Here is a 19,956-nt window from a genome sequence, read left to right on the forward strand (position 1 = left end):
CAGGCCGAACTACTCGCGCCAGACCCGCTCGAACGGCAACCGCCACGCGTGGGGCGCGATCAACTGGTGGATCGCGTTCGGGCCCCAGCTGCCCTGCGGGTACCGACGAACCGGCGGCGGATCGAGCAGCAGGGGCGTCGACCGCTCCCACAGCGACTCGATGCCCTCGGCGGTGGTGAACAGGGTGTGGTCGCCCCGCATCGCGTCGAGGATGAGGCGTTCGTACGCCTCGAGCACGTCGTCGGCCGACTCGGTCTCCTGCGTGGAGAACTGCATCGACAGCTTCTCCAGCCGCATCCCCGGCCCGGGGCGCTTGCCGTAGAACGACAGCGACACCTTTGATGAGTCGGCCAGATCGAAGGTGAGATGGTCCGGACCCTCGGTGCCGATGCCCGAACCCGGCGGGAACATCGATCGCGGCGCCTCCTTGAACGCGATCGAGATGATGCGCTGCCCCTCGGCCATCCGCTTCCCCGTACGCAGGTAGAACGGAACATTGGCCCACCGCCAGTTGTCGAGGCCCACCTGCAGTGCGATGAACGTCTCGGTGTCGGAGTCGGGCGCCACACCGTCCTCGGTGCGGTAGCCGTCGTACTGCCCGCGGACCACGTCGGTCGGCCGGATCGGCAGCAGCGAGCGGAACACCTTGTTCTTCTCCTCGCTGATCGCCCGGGGCTCCAGTGCGGTCGGCGGTTCCATCGCGACGAACGCCATCACCTGCATCAGATGGGTGACGACCATGTCCTTGTACGCACCGGTCGCCTCGTAGAACGCGGCGCGTTGGTCGAGTCCCAACTCCTCGGGGATGTCGATCTGCACGTGATCGATGAAGTTGCGATTCCAGATCGGCTCGAACAGCCCGTTGGCGAACCGGAACGCCAAGATGTTCTGCGCCGCCTCCTTGCCCAGGAAGTGATCGATCCGGAACACCTGGTCCTCGGTGAACGAGCGGTGCACGAACGCGTTGAGCTCGATCGCGCTGGCCAGGTCGGTCCCGAACGGCTTCTCCATCACGATCCGGGAGTTCTCGACCAGGCCGGCGTCGTTCAGCATCGTGATCACCGACTCGGCCGCCTTGGGCGGCACCGACAGGTAGTGCAGCAGCCGGGTGTCGTCACCGAGCTGGGCCGCGGCCACCCGTACGGCTTCGGCCAGCGCCTCCGGTCCGGCCGAGGTGGGGACGTAGCTGAGCTGGTGCAGGAAGTCCTCGGTCGCGGGCCCGGTGATCTTGTGGTTGCCGAACTCGCGGATCGACGCCCGGGACACGTCACGGAAGTGGTCGGTCGAGCAGTCGTCGAGCGAGGTGCCGACGACCCGGACGTTCGGGGCGAGCAACGAGGCGTCGAGGTGGGCCAGCCCCGGGATCAGCTTTCGCTTGGCCAGGTCACCGGTCGCGCCGAACAGCACGATGACGTGCGGCTCCAAGGCTTCGGGATCGCGGCGGTACGGCTGCGCGCCGGGCGCAGGGTAGGCGATCGTCTGTGGGGGCAGCGCTTCTGATGCCATGCGGTCAATCTAGCCGGACGGCGACCGTCGTAAGAAGGGGCGCCACAGCGACACACGTGGAGCTGACGTCCAGCTGTGTCGCTGTAGCGCCCTTGCCCACGCCCATCGACCAGTTCGTGGGCCGGGTCAGGCCGTGGCCCAGACGAAACCGTCGGGATCGACGAACGGCGTGGTGTCGCTGGCGATTCGCAGTCGGTGGGAGCCGCTCCCCCCGGCGGCGACCCCGGCCGCCCTGGCCAGTTCGCCGCGCGGGTTGAGGGTGAGCGTGATCCGGCCGGTCTCCAGCTCCGCGTACCCCTTGGCCCGCCGTCCGATGGTCAGGCCGCGCTCGGTGTAGAACGCTGCGCTCGCCGGCAGGTTGTCGACGCCCAGTTGGAGGAGGACCTCGTCGACCACCAGCGAGACGGGTTCGGCATCCTTGCGCGACGCCGTGGCGATGGTCACGTACGTCCCGTCGGGTGCCAGCAACGTTCCGCCGTACCCCCACAGCGACTTCTTGGGTCGACGGACCAGCGCAGCGCCCGCCGCCACGGCACCGTCGAGGAACACGTCGACGTTGGCCGGCTGCGCGACGACCAGCGACAGGCAGAACCCGCGGAATCCGTTGGTGGCTTGGTCACCAGGCGCCACCCGGACCAGGTCGCCGAGCCGGAGCACGTCGGAGTAGAAGTCGGCGACCCCGGCCGGGTCATCGGCGTCGATGATCAGGTGCGCGATCTGTGTCATGGCACCTGACCGTACGTGAACCGTCCACCCGGCCGGGCACGCTTCCGTTCCCGAGCTCGACGGGTGGAAGCTCAGCCCTTGGCCTGCTTGGCCTCGGCGAACTCGTTGCGGGCGTCCTCGCCGCCCTTCGACTTCCACTCCTCGACGGTCTCGGCCCAGCTGGAGACCGGCTTGCGGCCGCTGATGATGTCACCCCGGGAGGCGGTGAGCAGCTTGTTGAGCAGCGCATTCTTGGTCTGCTCGGTCGGCGACTCCAGCCCGGCCGTGGCCGAGTAGAGCGGTAGCTCCATGGCCTCCGCCTCGTGCTCGTACCCGCCGAGCGCGATGTCGGCGTACGCGTTGAAGTGCACCTGCGGACCCGAACCCATGTAGATCATCGGGCCCATCGAGTCGACTTTGGCCAGGTCGGTGCCGGTCATCGCTCCCGTCGCGTCCTTGGTGTGGTGCAGCCCCTCGATGCCGTTGCGGAACAGCACGTTCTCCTGCGTACCCCACGGCGCGGCGAGCCAGTTGACCACGCCCAGGAGTTCCTTGACGCGTTCGTCGGAGGCCTTGTTCATCATGGTCTGGTACGGCGCGCCGCCACCGACGTAGCGCTCCGCCGGCCCGGAGCCGTCCCACTTCATCAGCTGGAACGAGTTCGACTGGGCGTCCGGATCTTCCTTGCGGGCGTTCGATGCGTTGCCCATCCAGGTGAGTCCGCCGAGCACCAGTGGCGCGTCGCCGGAGTTGTACAGCGCCTGGGTCTGCAGCGAGAAGTTCAGGTCCCAGCACGACGGGTGGATCAGGTCCTCGGCGTAGCACTGGCGAACGAACTCCAACGCCTCGGTGTACTGCGGCACTTCGATGTCCTTGACGAAGCTGTCCCCGTCGGCGCCCCAGTCGTTCGGCACGCCCATCATCTCGGCGACCAGTTCGACGAGCCAGACCACGTTGTTCGTGGCGAACCACTTGTTCTTCTTGTCCGACAGGTTCGTGAGCATCTCGTGGAACTCTTCACCACTCTTCGGCGCGGTGTTGGCGCCTCGCTCCTCGGCGACGTCGGTGCGGATCGCGTACCCGTGGGTCAGTGCGAACCGATGGATCGGGAGGGTGTAGATCCGACCGTTGTACGTGCAGGCGTCCCACACGTACTGCGGGATGTTGGCCAGCGCCGGGTACTCCAGGATCGCGTCGCCGGCGAGGTGCTCGGTCAGGTCCTGGCACTTGGCCTTCAGCAGGGCCGCCAGCTCCGGGGTGGACGTCGGCAGCACGGCCATCAGGTCGGGCAGCTCGTTGCTCGCCACCGTGGTCTGGAACTTGGCCGGGTAGTCGCCGATCGGGGCGCCCATGATGTCGAACTCGACGCCGACCGCCTCGTTCAACGCCTGCCACCACTTGTTCTCCGCCATCGGGGCAGGGGTGGAGTTCATGAACGTGTGGCAGGTGACCTTGCCACCCTTGCCGGGGGTGCCCGCGTTCATCGACGGCGGGTTGGCGGGGAACGCCTCGAAGTAGGGTGCGGTGCCGTTCTCCAGGGCCGGCTTGGTCGCCTCCACGCCGGTGAAGGGTTGGAAGGTCGGCTTGGTGAACCCCTCGCCACCACCCGCAGCGCCGCCCCCCTCGCCGCCACCACCGCCCGCAGGCCCGCAACCTGCCACTCCCAGTCCGACGCCCAGCGCTGCTGCCGAGCCGCCCAGGGCCAGGAGTTGCCGTCTGTTGATCATGGTGAGCCTCTCGTCCTCGAGTGCGACGGTGGAGCGGTTGGCTGTCCACCCGACGCATCCATGCATGAGGTTGCATGTTGCAGCAAACATCTTTCATCCGGCATCGGATGTCAAGAGCGCGGGGCCGGTGGCGGCTCAGTCGGCGGCGACCATCGAACGGCGCCAGGCACGAGCCGCGCCCTCGGGTCGGGATGTCACCTCGACGGTGACCACGTCCGGCGTCGCCTGCGCCCGACAGCGGGCCGTCCAGCGACCGTCCGGCCCGACGACCCCGGCCGGCACGTACGGCGCACGCTTCCAGAGCGAGAACGCGGCGGCGATGTGGACGATGACCGCGAGGATCAGCGTGATGCGGACGGCCCACAGAAACTCGTGTGCGGGAGCGCTGGCCCTTCCACTTCGCGTGACCACTCCGCGTAGTGGTTGAACTTGTGCTCGCCTCCGAAGGCTATGAGGTTTCCGTACATGTGGAACAGCAGGAATCCCACCCCAGTCAGTCCGCTGACCGCCATCAGGATCTTCAGGAAGCTCGTCGTGCGGTTCCCGCGGGCGCTGGTGATCAACGCATTCGGCGCTGTTCTTTGGCTGGACATACGTCCCTCCGAATCCTGGATCGTTCGCATTGGCTGTGTCACGACACGAGACAAGGCGGTTCCGCGTTCTGTGACAATCACTCGGAATTGGATGGCGCCGGTTCGTATGGCCGACTGGGCCGCTGCAGGCCTGGCCCCGGTCCTGCGCCCGTCACGTCAGGGGTCTGCTCGAGAACCTCGATACAGGCTCAGGAAAGCATCCACGCCGGTGGTGACGATGGTCCTGACCTCGTCCTCCGGTAGGGGCACGGCACCGTAGAACGTGCGGTGGTTGACGTCGGTGACAGTGAGCAGTGTCAGGTGATTGGCCGCCAGCTCGGGATCAGGCACTTCGAGCAGCCCCCGGGCGGCTAGAGACGCCAAGTAGGGAGCGAGGCGGAGGTATGCAGTCTGAGGGCCGGCGGATATCCAGGCTTGCAGGATGTCCGAGGGCAAGTGGACGGCTTCGGCCTCGATGGTGCGCACCAAGGCGAAGTGATCTGGATAGGTGCTCACGGCGGCTACCCGGTCCAGACTGAAATCGATGAGGTCCTCGCGGAGGTCGATGACCTTCCGAAGGTGGCGCTCCATCAGCGAGTTGATCGCCTCGGTCACGTCTACCGCACCCTCAAGCGCCACGGCGAGGAAGAGATTGTGCTTGTCTCCAAAGTGGTTGTAGATCGTGCGCCGTGACACCTGGGCCTCGGTGGCAACGGTGTCGATGCTGGTGCGGGTGTATCCGTCACGCCCGAAGACTCGGCGTGCGGCGGAGGCGATCGCCTGCCGCTTGTCCGCGCGACCGTAGCCGGAGCTCGAGCCGCCCGTCTGCGACCGGGTCATGCCGTCAGCATGCCAGAGTCGTGCTGCGCTCGAATCTGCCGGGACAACCCCATCAGGAGTTCTCGTAGCAGGTTCTCGGTAGCAATGTCGGTGATCGTGCCGTCTGGGCTGATGCGTTCATGACAGCGGAAGACCAACACCTCGGGGCGGGCCAATACCTTTGCATCGATGGCGGAGAGAACCTGGCGAAGCGCGATCTGGGCGCGTACCGTCCCGAGCGCTCCGGGCGACGCCCCGGCGATTGCCACCGGCTTACCAGTCAGCGCGGCGGCCCCAGTCGGTCGGCTGGCCCAGTCCAGCGCGTTCTTCAACGCTGCCGGAACAGACGCATTGTGCTCGGGGGTGACCAACAGAACCCCGTCAGCAGCCTCGATCCGGCTGCGGAGATGAGCCACCGCGGACGGCAACGGGTCATCGTCCAGATCCTCGTCGTACAGCGGCAGCGTGCCGAGTTCGTCGAATACCTCGACCGTGGTTCCCACCGGACACAGCTCGCGCGCCCCGCGCAACAAAGCAGCGTTGTAGGACCGAGTGCGCAAGCTGCCCGACAGACCCAGGACGCGCAGTTGACGTGCAGCCATCATCTTCCTCTTCCTCTATGTGCACATTACAGTCTACAAAGTAGACGCTACTGTGTAAGTCATGACCACGCAACTGATCACCGCGCCTGCGCCGCCCAATCCCTCGAGTCGCCGCTGGAGCCTCGTCCTGCTCGCTTCCCCCACCGCGCTCGCTGCCAACAGCCCGGTCCTGCTCTTCGACCGGTTGAGCTCGAGCTTGGAGGAGCCGCTCCCTCTGGTCGTCTGGGTGGCCATCGCGTTCGGTCTGGCCGCCGCCGTAGCTACCCCGGTGACCAGCGCCGTACTCCGCCGCTATGGGGTTACGACCGTGCTGGTTGGCTGTGGAGCCTTGGTCGGAGCCGGGTCCTTGCTGGTCGTGCTGGCCCCCTCGCTGGCGGTGCTGGCCTGCGGCCGTCTTGCTCAGGGAGCGGGCGGGGCGGGCCTCTTCACGCTGGCGATGACTCTGGCCGACTCCACACGAGTTCGCGGCTCGATCACCGCGGCCAACGGGGCAATCGGTGCGGCAGGACCGCTCGTCGGTGAGCTGCTCAGCACAGCAGTCTCGTGGCGCTTGGCGCTGAGCGTGTCGGCGGTGAGCCTGGTGGCCATCCCGCGCGTTCGCCATATCGCTGTCTCGCAGATGGTGGCCGACCGGCGGACCGGCACGTTCGACGGCATCGGTGCTGCGGCGTTTGCGTTCTTGGTCACCGCGTTGGTTCTGCTACCTCACATCCCCGCGCACGCGGGGGTGATGGCGGTCCTGGCGCTCATCGCGGTGGCGATCCGCATCCGGGTACGCCCGCACGGTTTCGTGCCGCTGGCCGTGCTCCGAAACGGCGCCTTCCTCACCAGCAGCTTCTTGGTGCTGACGCTTTCGACCTCCTACTTCGCCCTGCTCTACCTGTTCCCCCGATTAGCGTCCCGCTGCTGCGGCTGGGAGGACGGCCGCGTGGGATTCGCGCAGCTGGCGGCTCTGCTCGCCGGCTCCCTTGCCGCATGGTGCTGGACATCGTGGTCCCGCGCGTCACAGCGCGTCGCTATCGCTGTTCCGGTGCTGGCGGGTGGCCTCACCGTCGCTCTTGCTCTCGCGAACACGTCGGGGGCGCTCCTGTTGGTACCCGCCGGGGCAGTGTTCGCGGCAACCAGCGGGCTCGCGGCGCTCATTTCGCCCGCCACCGAGTCCGCACCCACACAAGATCGTTCCACCGCCACAGGGCTCGTCATGCTCGCATACCTGCTCGGCGGCGCGTTCGGTCCCAACCTCGCGTCAGCTGTACTGAACTAGATCGCTTGGGTCGTGAAGCGCTTCCGATGCTGGCCGCCACGCTCGGGTGTGATCCACATCACACCCGATGCCTGTCATCAATCAGCGCTCCGTTCCGCTCAAGTGACATGGAGCAATCGAACCGACATGAACAACACACGAAGCACCGCATCGTGGTCTTGGGCGCCGGCTACGCCGGAGCCTTCACGGCCGGGAACTTGGTGCGCCGACTGTCCCCGACGGACACGGAGATCACGGTCGTCAACGCTGAGGAGGAGTTCGTCCAGCGGCTGCGCATGCACCAGTTCGCGACAGGCCAGCACATCGACAGTCCAGCACTCGCCGACGTCTTCGCGGGCACCGGGATACGGCTACGCGTGGCCAGAGTCACCGCCGTCGACCCCGAGCGCCAGATCGTCACTGTGGCCGACCCCGCGGGCGGTGGAGAGATTGGCTACGACACCCTTCTCTACACGCTGGGCAGCGCCGTCGCCGACCACGGGGTCCCGGGAGTTGCCGAGCATGCCTTCCACGTCACCAGTCGTCCGGCTGCTCTGCGCCTCCGCGAGCGCCTGGACCAGTTGGGTGATGGCGGCAGGGTGTTGGTAGTCGGCGACGGATGGACAGGCATCGAGTCCGCCGCCGAGTTCGCCGAGTCCCGGCCGAACCTCTCGGTGACGCTGATCGCCCGAGGCGAACTGGGGGCCCGGCTCTCACCCGGGGCCCGCCGTCACCTACGCCGGACCTGCGAGCGGCTGGGTATCACCGCGGTGGAGCACACCACCATCGAAGCCGTCGAGGCGACACAAGCCATCGCCACCGACGGCACTGTCTTCGCGTCCCACGCGACCGTGTGGACCGCCGGGTTCTCGGTGAACCCGATCGCTGCTGCCAGCGGACTGGAGGTCGCCTCGACCGGTCAGATCGTCGTGGATCGCACCATGCGCTCGGTCTCGCACCCGAACGTCTACGCGGCCGGCGACAGCGTCTACACCATCGGCGACAACGGCCGACCCTTGCCGATGTCCTGCGCTTCGGCTGGCCACACCGGCGGGCAGGCCATGGACGCGATCGTGGGCCGCCTGACCGGCCGCAAGATTGAATACACCAAGCTGGTCTACCCGGGCAACCACATCAGCCTCGGGCGGCGGGACGGGATCCTCCAGACGGTCGACGCCAAAGGACACCCGAAACCGAAGTACATGGGCGGCCGCAAGGCCGCCCGCATCAAGGCGGGCATCGTCAAGATTTCGCTGTGGGCGGTCTCGCACCCAACCTTCGGCATGCCCAAGCGCCAGCGACGTCTGACCGCTGCAGCAATAGCGTCCAGCCGAGACGACGATCGCGCAGCCGCCTAGAGTGGCGAGAGTGGAGAGCAGCGCCATTGACCGCTTCGACACGGATCGGTTCGAGGCCAGCCGAAACCGGCTGGCCTCGTTGGCCTATCGGTTGCTGGGATCCGCCGCCGCCGCCGAAGACGTCGTGCAGGATGCGTTCCTGCACTGGCAGGCTGCCGACAGGCAGCAGATCCAGGTGCCCGAAGCATGGCTGACGAAGGTCGTCACCAACCTGTGCCTCGACCGCCTTCGTTCGGCACAGGTCCGTCGCGAGCGCACCGCGGGTGACTGGCTGCCCGAGCCACTCCTCGACGGTGACCCGATGCTCGGTCCGGCCGAGACTTTTGAGCAGCGCGAATCGGTGTCCCTGGCGGTGTTGACCCTCATGGAGCGCTTGTCACCCCACGAACGGGCCGTATACGTCCTCCGCGAAGCGTTCTCCTACAGCCACGGCGAGCTTGCCGAGATTCTCGCCATCACCGAGTCCGCAAGCCAGCAGCACCTCCACCGGGCCCGGCGCCGTATCACGGCCGCGCGTCGTCGCGGCACCGAAGTTGACCCGGGATCCGCCCGCAGGATCGTCGAGGAGTTTCTCGCCGCCGCCTCCTCCGGCCGTACCGAGCGGTTGGTGAGGCTGCTCACCGATGACGCAACCGCAATTTCCGACGGCGCCGGACTGACCGAGAGGCTGCTGCAGTACGACACTCCGCAGCGCATCGCGGCTGTCGCACGAGCCGGCTTCAATCCCACGCCTGCCAAACGGCGACTTGCCGGTGGCACACCTGCCGTCCACTACGCGCTCGTCAACGGGACCCCGGCCATCCTCTTCGTCATAGGAGACCAGGTGATTGGCGCAGTTGGGTTCGACATCGCCAACGGGAGGATCGCAACCGTGCGCGGCATCGCAGCGCCCGCCCGCCTCGTCCGACTTGCCGAGGCGTGGCGCCAGCATGAACCAGGGACACCACTCATCGCCCGTTGGTGATCCGGCGGCCACTCGGGTCCCATGTCCTTGATTCAACAACGCCGGCATCACCGGATCGGCTTTCACTCAGGAACTGCAGGCAGATCGATCGCTGCAAGCCGAGCCGGATCGATCACAGACTCCATCGCGACGATGCGACCATCGATGACCGTGCATGCCATCACGCCACGCACCCGGCCCTCAAGGTCCCATACTCCGACGCCTGGCTCTCCGTTCACGAGCACCCGGCGCGCGGTGAACTTCACCCGCCTCGCCTGCTTGAGCTTGTCGGCCAGGCTGGATGCTCCCTGCCTGACGACTGAGCCGCGCGCCGAGTGCACGCGCCAGGTCACCTCTGGATCCAGGACGCCTAGCAGACCTTCGAAGTCACCGTCCCGGGCGGCGGCGAGGAAGGCGTCGACGACCGCGCGTTGCTGCCGGCGCTCAGTGGTGGGCCGGGGGGTGTCCTGTACCTTGCGGCGAGCCCGCCAGGCGAGCATCTTGGCAGCGTCGGTCGATGTTCCGACGACCTGACCTATCTCGTCGAACGGCACTGCGAACATGTCGTGCAGCACGAACGCCAGCCGCTCGGCCGGCTTGAGGGTCTCGAGCACTACCATCAGCGCGAGTCCAACCGACTCGGCCAGTACTGCCTCGTCCTCTGGCCCGGCTTCGGCGTCCTCGGCCACGACCAGCTCGGGCAGGTGCTCGTCGTAGGACGTCTCCGGCCGGATATTGCGTGAGCGGAGCGCATCGATGCAGACCCGGCCGACGACGGTGGTCAACCAGCCGGTCAGGTTCTCGATCGAGTCCGGATCCTGGCGGGCAAGCCGCAGCCATGCCTCCTGCACGGCATCTTCGGCGTCGGCACGAGAGCCGAGCATCCTGTAGGCGACCGCCACAAGCCGCGCGCGGTGTTCATCGAACGCTTCAGCCAGCGCATCTGGGGGTCCTGCTTCGATCATGTAGGCACCTTCCTCGAGTGCTCTGTCAGAGGGATGGCGAAACTCAGGGCTCGAGGTCACAGATTGAACAGAAAGCATGGCGGTCTCAGCTCCCAAATGACTCGGGCCCGAATCGTCCCCACGCGACGAACGCCGCCAGAGTGAACCAGGCGAGGTCGCCCAACAGGCTGTGCCACTCGCGACGCATGATCCGGGCGGTTCCCGCTCCGGCCATGATCAGCATGAGGCCGAGTGCGGCGAGTGGTACCAGCACCGGTGCGATGTCGAGTGCGGCGGGCAGGATCAGTCCTATCGAGGCCAGTACCTTGAGGGCGCCGAGTGCCTTGATGAACCGAGGGTCGAAGTCATCGACGTAGTGCTGGGCCGGGCTGATGGCACGGAACCGTTCCTTGGACATCGCCAGCATGGCAACGCCGCCAGCCGAGAAGCCGACGGCCAGCACGCCGGCCACGATCCACAGTGCGATGTTCATGCGTCTCCTTTTGCGAGGCCACCCTCGTGGTGGCGTCCGCCCTTGAGACGAGACAACAGGCCGGTGTGTGACATCAACCGGCTGACGGCGGACATGTCACAGATCGGTCGTCTGCGTCGTCTCATGGACATGCACCCCAGGGACCACCGGAAGCAGGAGACCAGCCAGATGACGCAAGCCCGCGAGTTCGAGTCGCTTCGCCCGCTGCTGTTCTCGATCGCCTACCGGATTGTGGGCAGTGTCACCGAGGCCGAGGACGCGGTGCAGGAGACGTGGCTGCGTTACACCTCCAGCACGGTCCGGCCCGAGTCGCTGAAGTCCTACCTGTCCGCAGTGGTCGCCCGGATCTCGATCGACGTGCTTCGCTCGGCGAGGGTCCGTCGGGAGACCTACGTGGGACCGTGGTTCCCCGAGCCGTTGCCCACCGAGACCCGGTCCGCTGACCCATACGACGACCCAGCGCGCGCGGCCGAGCTAGCCGACTCGGTGTCGATGGCGTCGCTACTCCTGCTGGAACGGCTCAGCCCGCTCGAACGCGCGGTGTTCGTGCTCCGCGAGGTGTTCGAGTTCGACTTCAACGAGATCGCCGTAGCGGTGGGACGATCAGAGCCGGCCTGCCGACAGCTGGCCTCCAGAGCCCGCGGCCACATGAGGCAGGGCCGGCCGCGTTTCGAGGCCGACCGGCGCAAGAGGACAGAGCTCGCCGACCGCTTCTTCGACGCGCTCCGCGACGGAGACCTCGACCGACTGCGAGAGCTTCTCACTGCAGACGTCGTGACCATCAACGACGGTGGCGGCAAATCCGGCGGACAAGGCGGCTTGTTCGGTGCCGCCAAGGCGGCTCGGATCCTGGTCGCCACGGTGCCCCCGATACTCGCCACCGGCGCGACCATCGAACGACTCGAGCTCAACGGTGGACCCGGAGCCGTTCTGCGCGACCGGGACGACAATGTCATCGGCGCCTGGACACTGGAGATCCTCGACGGACAAGTCCAGACCATCCGCTCAGTGACCAACCCGGACAAGCTCCGCCACCTCGGACCGGTCGGCGACCTACGCGCGGCTATACGACCAATGAAGCGGGATGGCGTCTGAGCTGATCTACACCGCGCCGTGTAGATGGCCACGACAGAGCTCAGTCCGGGCGCCTCGATACTGACCGCGCCGAGGCCTCAACGCACTGGGTCCTGATCGGCTCGCATCGGGCAGACGCAGTATGGACGATTACTGCGAGGAGCAGCGTGATCCCGACGGCCCACAGAAAGCTCGTGTGCGGTCGCACTGGCCGTCCCACCTCGCGTAGTGGTTGAACTTGTGCTCGCCATTCCGCACCGGTGAGTACGGGCAGGCGACCGCGTCGCTGGTGGTGGGCAAGTGGTCGGCGGCGTCCCGGCAGAACACACTGGCCACCGCGCTCGACGAGTGGGGCATCCTGCGCCGCACTCCCTGACGTGACGGTGCGCAGGACCGGGGGTTGGCCTGGAGCGGCCCAGTCGGCGCCTGGACACGATGGGCCTGCCCGCGCGACCCCAGTGGCGCACGTAAGTCGCATGGGGGTTGTTACCTTTTTGCGGCGGGCTTCGTCAAAAGGATGCAAGCATCCAAAGACGAAGGAGACCCGATGGAAACCCGCATCAACCCCATGGCCAACGAGGTCGGAGCGAAGTGGATCAAGCACATCATCTCGTCGAACAAGCCCATCACCGACTCCGCGCTGCCCAAGGCGGTGCAGGAGCTGGTGAAGATCCGCGCCAGCCAGATCAACGGCTGCGGCGGCTGCCTGGACATGCACACCAAGGACGCCGCGGCCGCCGGCGAGAGCACGGTGCGGATCAACCTGGTCGGGGCATGGCGGGAGACCACCATCTACACCGAGGCTGAGCGGGCGGCGCTGGAACTCACCGAGCAGGGCACCCGCCTGGCCGACTCCAGCGGCGTCACCAACGAGGCGTGGGCGAACGCGGCCAAGCACTTCGACGAGGACCAGCTCATGGCCCTGGTGGCCCTGATCTGCGTGATCAACGCCTTCAACCGGCTGAACGTGATCACCCGGACACCCGGCGGCGAATACCAGCCCGGACAGTTCGGCTGACCGACCCTCCCTCTCAGACGCTGAGGCTCACGCGGACCGGGACGACCTCGGGTCCGCCTGTAGCCCCCGGACGCTGTACCAAGGACAAGACTCATGAACACCGCACTGTGGATCGTCACCAGCCTGCTGACCGTCATCTACCTGCTCTCCGGGTTGGGGAAGCTGTTCGTCCCGCGCGAGAAGATGGCGACGATGATGAAAGCCGCGCGCTGGACCCTCGACTTCCAGCCCGGCACCCTCAAGGCCATCGGAGCACTGGAGATCCTTGGCGCCGCGGGACTGATCCTGCCCGCCGTGCTCGACATCGCGCCCATACTCGTCCCGCTGGCGGCCACCGGCCTGGCACTGATGATGGCCGGCGCCACGATCATGCGGATCCGCCGAGGCGAGACCAAGGCCGCGCTGGGAGACGCGAGCTACCTTGCCCTGGCCGCCTTCGTGGCCAGCGGCCGCTTCGCGTTGGAACCCTTCACCGGCTGACCGGCCCACAACCCGGGCGGCGTACCGCGTCCTACTCCCGAAGCTCGCTGGCGCCAGCATGAACCCGGCACACCCACTCACGGCTCACTGCCGACTCGGTCGCCACGCATTCTTGCCGTCGATGTCACAGGTGGCCGGGCTGCCTTGTCTCAGGTTCGAAGAAAAGGTTCTGAGACGAACCCATCCCTCCCACCGCAAGGAAATGCCTTGAACGAGCAAACCACCACCTACCAAGCCGTCGCCCTGGTGACCGGAGCGAACAAGGGAATTGGCCGAGGTGCCGCTGAGCAGCTCGGAGCGCTTGGCATGACGGTCTTGATCGGCGCCAGGGACGCAGGACGCGGCGAAGAGGCTGCCGCGGCGCTACGCGCCGTCGGCTGCGACGCCCATGCGGTCACGCTGGACGTTACCGACCCGGCCACCGTTCATGACATCGCGAAGCTGATCGGAGAGCGTTACGGCCACCTCGACGTACTGATCAACAACGCCGGCATCACCGGCTCCGGGCAGGTCTCGCCAGATGACGCGCAGGACCAGATCCCCAGCACCGTGGACGTGGACATGGTCAGGGCGGTCTTCGAGACGAACGTCTTCGGAGTAATCACCATGACCAACGCGATGCTCCCACTCCTGCAGCGGTCGCCAGCACCGCGTGTCGTCAACGTCGCCAGCCACGCGGCGTCGCTGACGCTCAACAGCGACCCCGACGGGCCTCTCTCAGCACTCGTGCCGTCAGCGGCGTACTCACCCTCCAAGACGGCGCTGACCGCCCTGACGGTGCAGTACGCCAACGAGCTGCGCAAGGACGGCATCCTCGTCAACGCCGTCGCGCCCGGCTATGTCGCCACTGACAGCAACAACCACAGCGGGTTCCTCACCGTCGCTCAGGGCGCCGCGATACTGGTGCGCCTCGCCACGCTCGGCGCCGACGGACCGACCGCAGGGTTCTTCGCCGAGGAAGGCCCGGTGCCCTGGTGATGCGGCGACACCTAGATCGCTTGGCGCCCCACGACATGAGGAGGACAGACACGTGCACGTGTTCGTAGCCGGAGCGACCGGCGTGCTGGGCCGGCGGCTCGTGCCTCAGTTGGTGCTCCGTGGCCACCGGGTGACCGCAACCACGACGAGTGAGGCCAAGATGGCCATGCTGGACCAGATGGGTGGTCGGACTCCTCGGGGTTCGGTGGGCCCTGAGTGGCGAACAGCACCGCATCCACGCCCGCGTCCTCGTACGCCAGGAAGATGTCGTCGAACAGCACCTCCAGGCCTGACGCCAGCCTGAACCGGAGCCCGTTCACCTCGAAGACCGCCGGACCGGCGCCCCGGGCGTACATCAACGTGTCCTTGGTACGGGACAACCTGCGCTCGTCGTAGCGGACGTGATCGTGGCCCTGCGCATCGATCACCAGCAGGCTGGTGCGTGGCCGCGCCTCGGCGGTCCGGGTCTGCGCCCCGATCACGGTCCACAGCGCCAGACTCCGCGCGTGCTGCCGCACAAGTTCGAGTTCGTCGGTCAGCGTTGCCCAGTCGAATCGGCTCCAGTCGGCCTCGCCGAGTTCGGGTGCCGTACGCGACAGCGCCCGCTTGTCGGGGAAGCAGAACGTTGCTTCGGGGAACAGGACCAGGTCGGCGCGTTGATCATGCGCCTGTGACATCAGCTCGCGGATCTCGACACCGGCGGCGCGGAAGGCGGCGCCGTCGGTCGGATCGGTTCGGGTCGTGGTCTGCGCGACGGCCAGCCGTACGACGGCCTCGCTCGTACTCGTCGGTGTGGTGCTCGTGGGGGTGGTGGACACGGTGTCTCCTCGGGTGGAGCGGACGTGTCGGAGGGCAGCCGTGTACGACTCCCCGGTGCGCGCCATGCGGCGACGTACCCGGTTCTTCCGTGCTCGATCTGCTGTCATCCGAACTCCCGCAACGCCTCGGGTCGGCTCCCCAGCAACCACGACCCGGGCGCGGGTGGTTGTCAGCAGCGACCGGAGACGGTGTCCCTTTGCCCCGGAGATGCACCCGTGGGTGCGGGTTCGCGCTGGGGACGAACGTCGGGGTTCGGCGTCGGACACGCCACGACGAGGGTAGCGCAGCGAGGGGACCACTCGACAAGCTCGAGGGGCGTTTCGACGTGCAACACACTTGTAACAAGCGACGCTGCCGGCTGCAACAACGCTGGCAGAGGGTGTGACCATGACTCCACTCGACGTGAATTCCGGGGACACCGCCTGGGTCCTCACCTCGGCCGCCCTGGTGATGCTGATGACGCCGGGGCTTGCCCTGTTCTACGGCGGCATGGTCCGTCGCAAGGCCGTACTCAACATGATGATGATGAGCTTCACCGCACTCGCGATCGTGTCGGTGCTGTGGGTGCTGTACGGCTACTCGATGGCGTTCGGTGACGACCTCGGGCTGGGGCTGCTCGGCAATCCAGTGCAGCATCTGGGACTGACCGACCTGCTCGCCGACGACGGAGCGTCGCTGCCGGCGCTGGCGTTCGTCGGCTTCCAGGCCGTGTTCGCGATCATCACCGTCGCGTTGATCTCCGGTGCGATCGCCGATCGGGCCCGGTTCGGCAGCTGGATGATCTTCATCGTGATCTGGGCCACCGTCGTCTACTTCCCGGTCGCGCACTGGGTCTTCGACTTCAGCTCCGACGGCCACACCGGCGGCTGGATCGCCAACCAGCTGCAGGCGCTCGACTTCGCCGGCGGCACCGCGGTGCACATCAACGCCGGAGCGGCCGGGCTCGCCCTCGCCCTGGTGCTGGGAGCCCGCGTCGACTGGCGCAACGCCGACCACCGGCCGCACAACATGCCGCTGGTGATGCTGGGCGCCGGGCTGCTGTGGTTCGGCTGGTTCGGGTTCAACGCCGGCTCGGCCCTGGCCGCCGACAACACCGCCGCCTTCACCTGGGTCAACACCTTGGTGACCACCGGTGCCGCCGTGCTCGGCTGGCTGTTCACCGAGCGGATCCGCGACGGCCACTTCACCCCACTCGGCGCGGCGTCCGGCGTGGTGGCCGGGCTGGTCGCCATCACCCCGGCGGCCAACTCCGTGTCACCGGTCGGCGGCATCGCGCTGGGTCTGGTGGCCGGTGTGCTCTGCTGCCTCGCGGTCGGCCTGAAGTACCGGCTCGGCGTCGACGACTCACTCGACGTGGTCGGCGTCCACCTGGTCGGTGGCCTGGTCGGCACCTTGGCCATCGGCCTGCTCGCCACCGACGCCGCCCCGGCCGGGATCAACGGCCTGTTCTACGGCGGCGGCTTCGACCAGCTGGGTCGGCAGGCACTCGGCGCGGTCGTGGTGCTGGTGGTCAGCTTCGGGGCGACCTGGCTGATCGCGATGGCGCTGCAGAAGACGATCGGCTTCCGGGCCCAGCCCGACCACGAGCTGACCGGCGTCGACACCGCGTTCCACGGCAGCACCGCCTACGACGAGGAGTTGGCCGGCCGGACCGTCGCCGAGGAGGGGGCCGGGCCCGCGATTCGGTCGTGAATCGGGCCGCGAGGCCGGTCGGCTCGTAAAAGAGGGCGCCACAGCGACACACGTGGACGTATGTGTCGCGTGTGTCGCTGAGACGCCCTTCGTCACCGGCGATCCGGTCGGCCGACGTCCCCCGCGGGGCTGGATCGGGCGCGTACGCTGGTCGGCGATGTGGTCGCAACGTGACGTGGTGAGTTATGCGCTGCAACGCCGGTCCACCCTGGAGGCGTTGCGGCGTCCGTCGCGCATGCTCGGGCGCGCCGACGCCTGCGATGCCGACCCCATGTTGGTCCGGGCCGCCCTCCACCACGGCGAGCACGCCGACCGGCCGTGCCCGATCTGTTCGGTCGACCACCTGCTGCTGTTGCACTACGTGTTCGGCGAGCAGCTCGGCCAGTACTCGGGACGCATCAAGCGCACCAAGGAGCTGGCCGAGATGCAGGACGAGGTGGGCGAGTTCAAGGTCGTGGTGGTCGAGGTGTGCACCGAGTGCCGCTGGAACCACATGATCGAGTCGTTCGTTCTGGGCGACGGAGTGCGTCGCCGACCACCCCGACGCCAACCGACCGTGGAGGACATCTATGGCTGAGTCCGCGACGCCCCGCCGGGCTGCCAGCGACGGGAAGGCCTCTCGCAAGGGATCCGGTTCCCAGCAGGGCGGCGGCTCGGGGAAGGGCGGCCCCAAGGGGCGCCGCACCGTCGGCGGCACCCTCCTCACCCTCCTCAAGGGCGGCGTCATCGCGCTGGCGATCTGCATCATCGCCGGCACCGCGGTGTTCTTCATCGGCTACCAGACCACCGAGATCCCCGACCCGAACGCCGACTTCCAGACCAACGTCACGACGCTCACCTTCCGCGACGGCGAGACCCCGCTGGGGACCCTGCAGGTGCAGAACCGGGTGTCGATCCCGTACGAGGAGATGCCGCAGAGCATCAAGGACGCGGTGATCGCCGCCGAGAACCGTGACTTCTGGACCGACAAGGGCTTCTCGATCCAGGGCATGGTGCGGTCGGCGTGGGCGATCCTGAACGGCGGCGAGCTGCAGGGCGGATCGACGATCACCCAGCAGTACATCAAGATCTACTACCTGGACCAGACCGAGCGCACCCTCACCCGCAAGTTCACCGAGCTGATCCTGGCGGTGAAGATGAGCCGTCAGGTGCCCAAGGAGCAGATCCTCGAGAGCTACCTCAACACGATCTACTTCGGACGGGGCGCGTACGGGGTGCAGGCGGCCGCCAAGGCCTACTTCGACGTGGACGCCAAGGACCTGACCGTGCAGCAGAGTGCGGTGCTGGCCGCCGTGCTCAACAACCCGGGCATGTTCGACCCGGCCGAGGGCGAGAACAACTCCGCCCGGCTGCTGGAGCGGTACCGCTACATCATCGACGGGATGGTCGAGACCGGGCAGCTCAACGCCGCCCAGGGTGCGGAGTACCGCAAGGAACTGCCCGAGTTCCCCGAGATCCCCACCAGCAACCGGTTCGGCGGGCCCAACGGCTTCCTGATCAACATGGCCAAGCAGGAACTGCTGGCGCTCGGGTTCAGCGAGTCGGAGGTCAACGGTGGTGGCCTGCAGGTCGTCACCACCTTCGACGCCAAGTCGCAGGCCGCCGCGGTCGCCGCCGCCCAGAAGTACGAGAAGACCGCCGAGGAGAACAACCGCGGAGACGGTGAGGCCAACCTGCACGCGGCGCTCGCCTCGGTCGACGTCGAGACCGGCGCGGTCCGAGCCCTGTACGGGGGCCCCGACTTCGTCGAGAACTCCCGCAACTGGGCGACCACGCCGCGTGCCTCGGCGTCCACGTTCAAGACCTATGCCCTGGCCGCCGGGCTGAAGGACGGCTTCAGCCTGCGCGACACGTTCCGCGGCAGCACCTTCCGCCCCGAGGGCGACGACGTACCCGTCCGCAACGAGTTCAGCCACCAGTACGGCCCGGTCTCGCTGCTGCGGGCCACCGCACTGTCGGTCAACACCGCCTTCGTCGACATGACCACCCAGATGGACGACGGGCCGCAGAAGATCATCGACGCCGCCACGGCCGCGGGGGTGCCGACCAACGACGGCCCCGGCTGGTTCCCCGGGTCGCGGATCTCGCTCGGCACTGCCGAGATCAGCCCGATGCACCAGGCCGCCGGGTACGCGGCCTTCGCCAACGCCGGCAAGCAGGTCAGCCCGCACGTCATCCAGGAGGTACGGGATCGCGACGGCAAGGTGCTGCTGACGGTCGAGACCGGCAACGGTGAGCAGGCCTTCGACGCCGACATCGCCGCCGACGTCACATACGCGATGTCGAACGTGGTCGAGGCCGGCAGTGGCCGCAACGTGTCGACGCTCGGCCGCCCGGTCGCCGGCAAGACCGGTACCGCCAGCGGCGGCCCGGACGAGTCGGAGGTCCACTCCTCCTGGTTCGTCGGCTACACCGCGCAGATCTCCACCGCGGTGATGTTCGTCGCCGGGGACGGCGGCAACGAGGACCTCCACCCGTACCGCCGCTCCGGTGACGGCACCTTCTACGGCGGGACGTACCCGGCCCTCACCTTCGCCGAGTACATGGAGAAGGCGTCGGAGGGCATGGAGGTCAAGGAGTTCCCCGAGCCGGCGTGGGTCAACCGGGGCCGCCGCGCCCCCGAGACCACCCGGGCACCGGTCACCAGGCAGCCGACGACCCAACCGCCGTCGACGACGCGGGCACCCAGCTCGAGCTCACCCCCCACGTCCGAGCCGCCCACCTCCGAGCCACCCACCAGCTCCGCACCGCCGGAGACCACCGAGCCGCCGCAGTCCTCACCGCCACCCCCGCCCACGACCTCGAAGGCACCGGAGCCGTCCAACCCGCCGACACAGCCCACCTCCGAGCCCACCGGTGGTGGTGGCGGCGAAGGCGGCGGCAACGGTGGCGGCGAGAGCGCCCCCGCTGGCTCCGAACCCAGTCGTGGTGGAGGATGACCGGGTGTCGATCAAACTGCAGGACGGCCCCGCGACAGGGTCAG

General features: G+C 67.5%; 20 protein-coding genes. 11 read left to right on the forward strand and 9 right to left on the reverse strand.

What is annotated here, in order from left to right:
• Window positions 1-9 precede the first annotated feature (9 nt).
• From zwf to ACQBAU_RS00675, 6 genes are all read right to left on the reverse strand, one after another.
• Entirely contained in the window at window positions 10-1,506 is a 1,497-nt protein-coding gene (gene zwf / locus ACQBAU_RS00650) for a glucose-6-phosphate dehydrogenase (RefSeq protein WP_434548868.1), read from the reverse strand.
• 126 nt (window positions 1,507-1,632) lie between these two features.
• Window positions 1,633-2,232, reverse strand: a complete 600-nt coding sequence (locus ACQBAU_RS00655) for a VOC family protein (RefSeq protein ID WP_434548867.1) — start codon at window positions 2,230-2,232, stop codon at window positions 1,633-1,635.
• 71 nt (window positions 2,233-2,303) lie between these two features.
• Window positions 2,304-3,938: an extracellular solute-binding protein gene (locus ACQBAU_RS00660; protein ID WP_465256173.1), complete on the reverse strand. Its 1,635-nt coding sequence runs from the start codon at window positions 3,936-3,938 to the stop codon at window positions 2,304-2,306.
• Window positions 3,939-4,073: 135 nt separating this feature from the next.
• Window positions 4,074-4,349 carry a hypothetical protein gene (locus ACQBAU_RS00665; RefSeq protein ID WP_465256174.1) on the reverse strand — a complete coding sequence of 92 codons (276 nt, stop codon included), beginning with the start codon at window positions 4,347-4,349 and terminating at the stop codon, window positions 4,074-4,076.
• A 338-nt stretch (window positions 4,350-4,687) separates the two neighbouring features.
• Window positions 4,688-5,350, reverse strand: a complete 663-nt coding sequence (locus ACQBAU_RS00670) for a TetR/AcrR family transcriptional regulator (protein ID WP_465256175.1) — start codon at window positions 5,348-5,350, stop codon at window positions 4,688-4,690.
• Window positions 5,347-5,934 carry an NADPH-dependent FMN reductase gene (locus tag ACQBAU_RS00675; RefSeq protein ID WP_217996712.1) on the reverse strand — a complete coding sequence of 196 codons (588 nt, stop codon included), beginning with the start codon at window positions 5,932-5,934 and terminating at the stop codon, window positions 5,347-5,349. Before ACQBAU_RS00675 ends, ACQBAU_RS00670 begins: the two co-directional genes overlap by 4 nt.
• A gap of 58 nt (window positions 5,935-5,992) precedes the next feature.
• Between ACQBAU_RS00675 and ACQBAU_RS00680 the strand changes: the two genes are divergently transcribed.
• The 3 genes from ACQBAU_RS00680 (at window position 5,993) to ACQBAU_RS00690 (ending at window position 9,496) form a co-directional block, all read left to right on the forward strand.
• Window positions 5,993-7,195: an MFS transporter gene (locus tag ACQBAU_RS00680; protein ID WP_465256176.1), complete on the forward strand. Its 1,203-nt coding sequence runs from the start codon at window positions 5,993-5,995 to the stop codon at window positions 7,193-7,195.
• Window positions 7,196-7,302: 107 nt separating this feature from the next.
• Window positions 7,303-8,532 (forward strand): NAD(P)/FAD-dependent oxidoreductase, encoded by a 1,230-nt coding sequence (locus ACQBAU_RS00685; protein ID WP_465256177.1) that lies wholly within the window; start codon window positions 7,303-7,305, stop codon window positions 8,530-8,532.
• A 10-nt stretch (window positions 8,533-8,542) separates the two neighbouring features.
• Window positions 8,543-9,496 (forward strand): sigma-70 family RNA polymerase sigma factor, encoded by a 954-nt coding sequence (locus ACQBAU_RS00690; RefSeq protein WP_174524570.1) that lies wholly within the window; start codon window positions 8,543-8,545, stop codon window positions 9,494-9,496.
• Between the two features lie 62 nt (window positions 9,497-9,558).
• Here the strand turns inward: ACQBAU_RS00690 and ACQBAU_RS00695 are convergent, their stop codons facing one another.
• Together ACQBAU_RS00695 and ACQBAU_RS00700 are read right to left on the reverse strand one after the other, a co-directional pair.
• Entirely contained in the window at window positions 9,559-10,440 is an 882-nt protein-coding gene (locus ACQBAU_RS00695; RefSeq protein ID WP_067428953.1) for a sigma-70 family RNA polymerase sigma factor, read from the reverse strand.
• An 85-nt stretch (window positions 10,441-10,525) separates the two neighbouring features.
• Window positions 10,526-10,912 (reverse strand): DoxX family protein, encoded by a 387-nt coding sequence (locus ACQBAU_RS00700; RefSeq protein ID WP_067428950.1) that lies wholly within the window; start codon window positions 10,910-10,912, stop codon window positions 10,526-10,528.
• Window positions 10,913-11,080: 168 nt separating this feature from the next.
• Here ACQBAU_RS00700 and ACQBAU_RS00705 point away from each other — a divergent pair, with 168 nt between their 5' ends.
• From ACQBAU_RS00705 to ACQBAU_RS00725, 5 genes are all read left to right on the forward strand, one after another.
• The gene (locus ACQBAU_RS00705) at window positions 11,081-12,007 is read left to right on the forward strand and encodes an RNA polymerase sigma-70 factor (protein ID WP_465256178.1); all 927 of its coding nucleotides are present in this window, start codon (window positions 11,081-11,083) and stop codon (window positions 12,005-12,007) included.
• Window positions 12,008-12,224: 217 nt separating this feature from the next.
• A complete protein-coding gene (locus ACQBAU_RS00710) occupies window positions 12,225-12,362 on the forward strand; it encodes a hypothetical protein (RefSeq protein ID WP_465256179.1) in 138 nt (45 codons plus the stop codon).
• Between the two features lie 171 nt (window positions 12,363-12,533).
• Window positions 12,534-13,004, forward strand: a complete 471-nt coding sequence (locus ACQBAU_RS00715) for a carboxymuconolactone decarboxylase family protein (protein WP_465256180.1) — start codon at window positions 12,534-12,536, stop codon at window positions 13,002-13,004.
• A 93-nt stretch (window positions 13,005-13,097) separates the two neighbouring features.
• Window positions 13,098-13,484, forward strand: coding sequence for a DoxX family protein (locus tag ACQBAU_RS00720; protein WP_465256181.1), 387 nt, complete (start codon window positions 13,098-13,100; stop codon window positions 13,482-13,484).
• A 207-nt stretch (window positions 13,485-13,691) separates the two neighbouring features.
• Window positions 13,692-14,462, forward strand: a complete 771-nt coding sequence (locus tag ACQBAU_RS00725) for an SDR family NAD(P)-dependent oxidoreductase (protein ID WP_465256182.1) — start codon at window positions 13,692-13,694, stop codon at window positions 14,460-14,462.
• Between the two features lie 11 nt (window positions 14,463-14,473).
• On the opposite strand, the gene ACQBAU_RS00730 is transcribed toward ACQBAU_RS00725, so the two are convergent.
• Window positions 14,474-15,280 carry a carbon-nitrogen hydrolase family protein gene (locus ACQBAU_RS00730; protein WP_465256183.1) on the reverse strand — a complete coding sequence of 269 codons (807 nt, stop codon included), beginning with the start codon at window positions 15,278-15,280 and terminating at the stop codon, window positions 14,474-14,476.
• Between the two features lie 388 nt (window positions 15,281-15,668).
• Here ACQBAU_RS00730 and ACQBAU_RS00735 point away from each other — a divergent pair, with 388 nt between their 5' ends.
• The 3 genes from ACQBAU_RS00735 to ACQBAU_RS00745 all read left to right on the forward strand — a co-directional run bounded on the left by ACQBAU_RS00735 (window position 15,669) and on the right by ACQBAU_RS00745 (window position 19,912).
• Window positions 15,669-16,973, forward strand: a complete 1,305-nt coding sequence (locus tag ACQBAU_RS00735) for an ammonium transporter (protein ID WP_465256184.1) — start codon at window positions 15,669-15,671, stop codon at window positions 16,971-16,973.
• A gap of 157 nt (window positions 16,974-17,130) precedes the next feature.
• Window positions 17,131-17,550 (forward strand): DUF5318 family protein, encoded by a 420-nt coding sequence (locus ACQBAU_RS00740; protein WP_434548863.1) that lies wholly within the window; start codon window positions 17,131-17,133, stop codon window positions 17,548-17,550.
• A complete protein-coding gene (locus ACQBAU_RS00745) occupies window positions 17,543-19,912 on the forward strand; it encodes a transglycosylase domain-containing protein (RefSeq protein WP_434548862.1) in 2,370 nt (789 codons plus the stop codon). Before ACQBAU_RS00740 ends, ACQBAU_RS00745 begins: the two co-directional genes overlap by 8 nt.
• The last annotated feature ends 44 nt before the right edge of the window (window positions 19,913-19,956 follow it).

It is taken from the genome of Carbonicoccus niuqiaonis (genome assembly GCF_050157065.1).
Taxonomy (GTDB): domain Bacteria; phylum Actinomycetota; class Actinomycetes; order Propionibacteriales; family Propionibacteriaceae; genus Avipropionibacterium.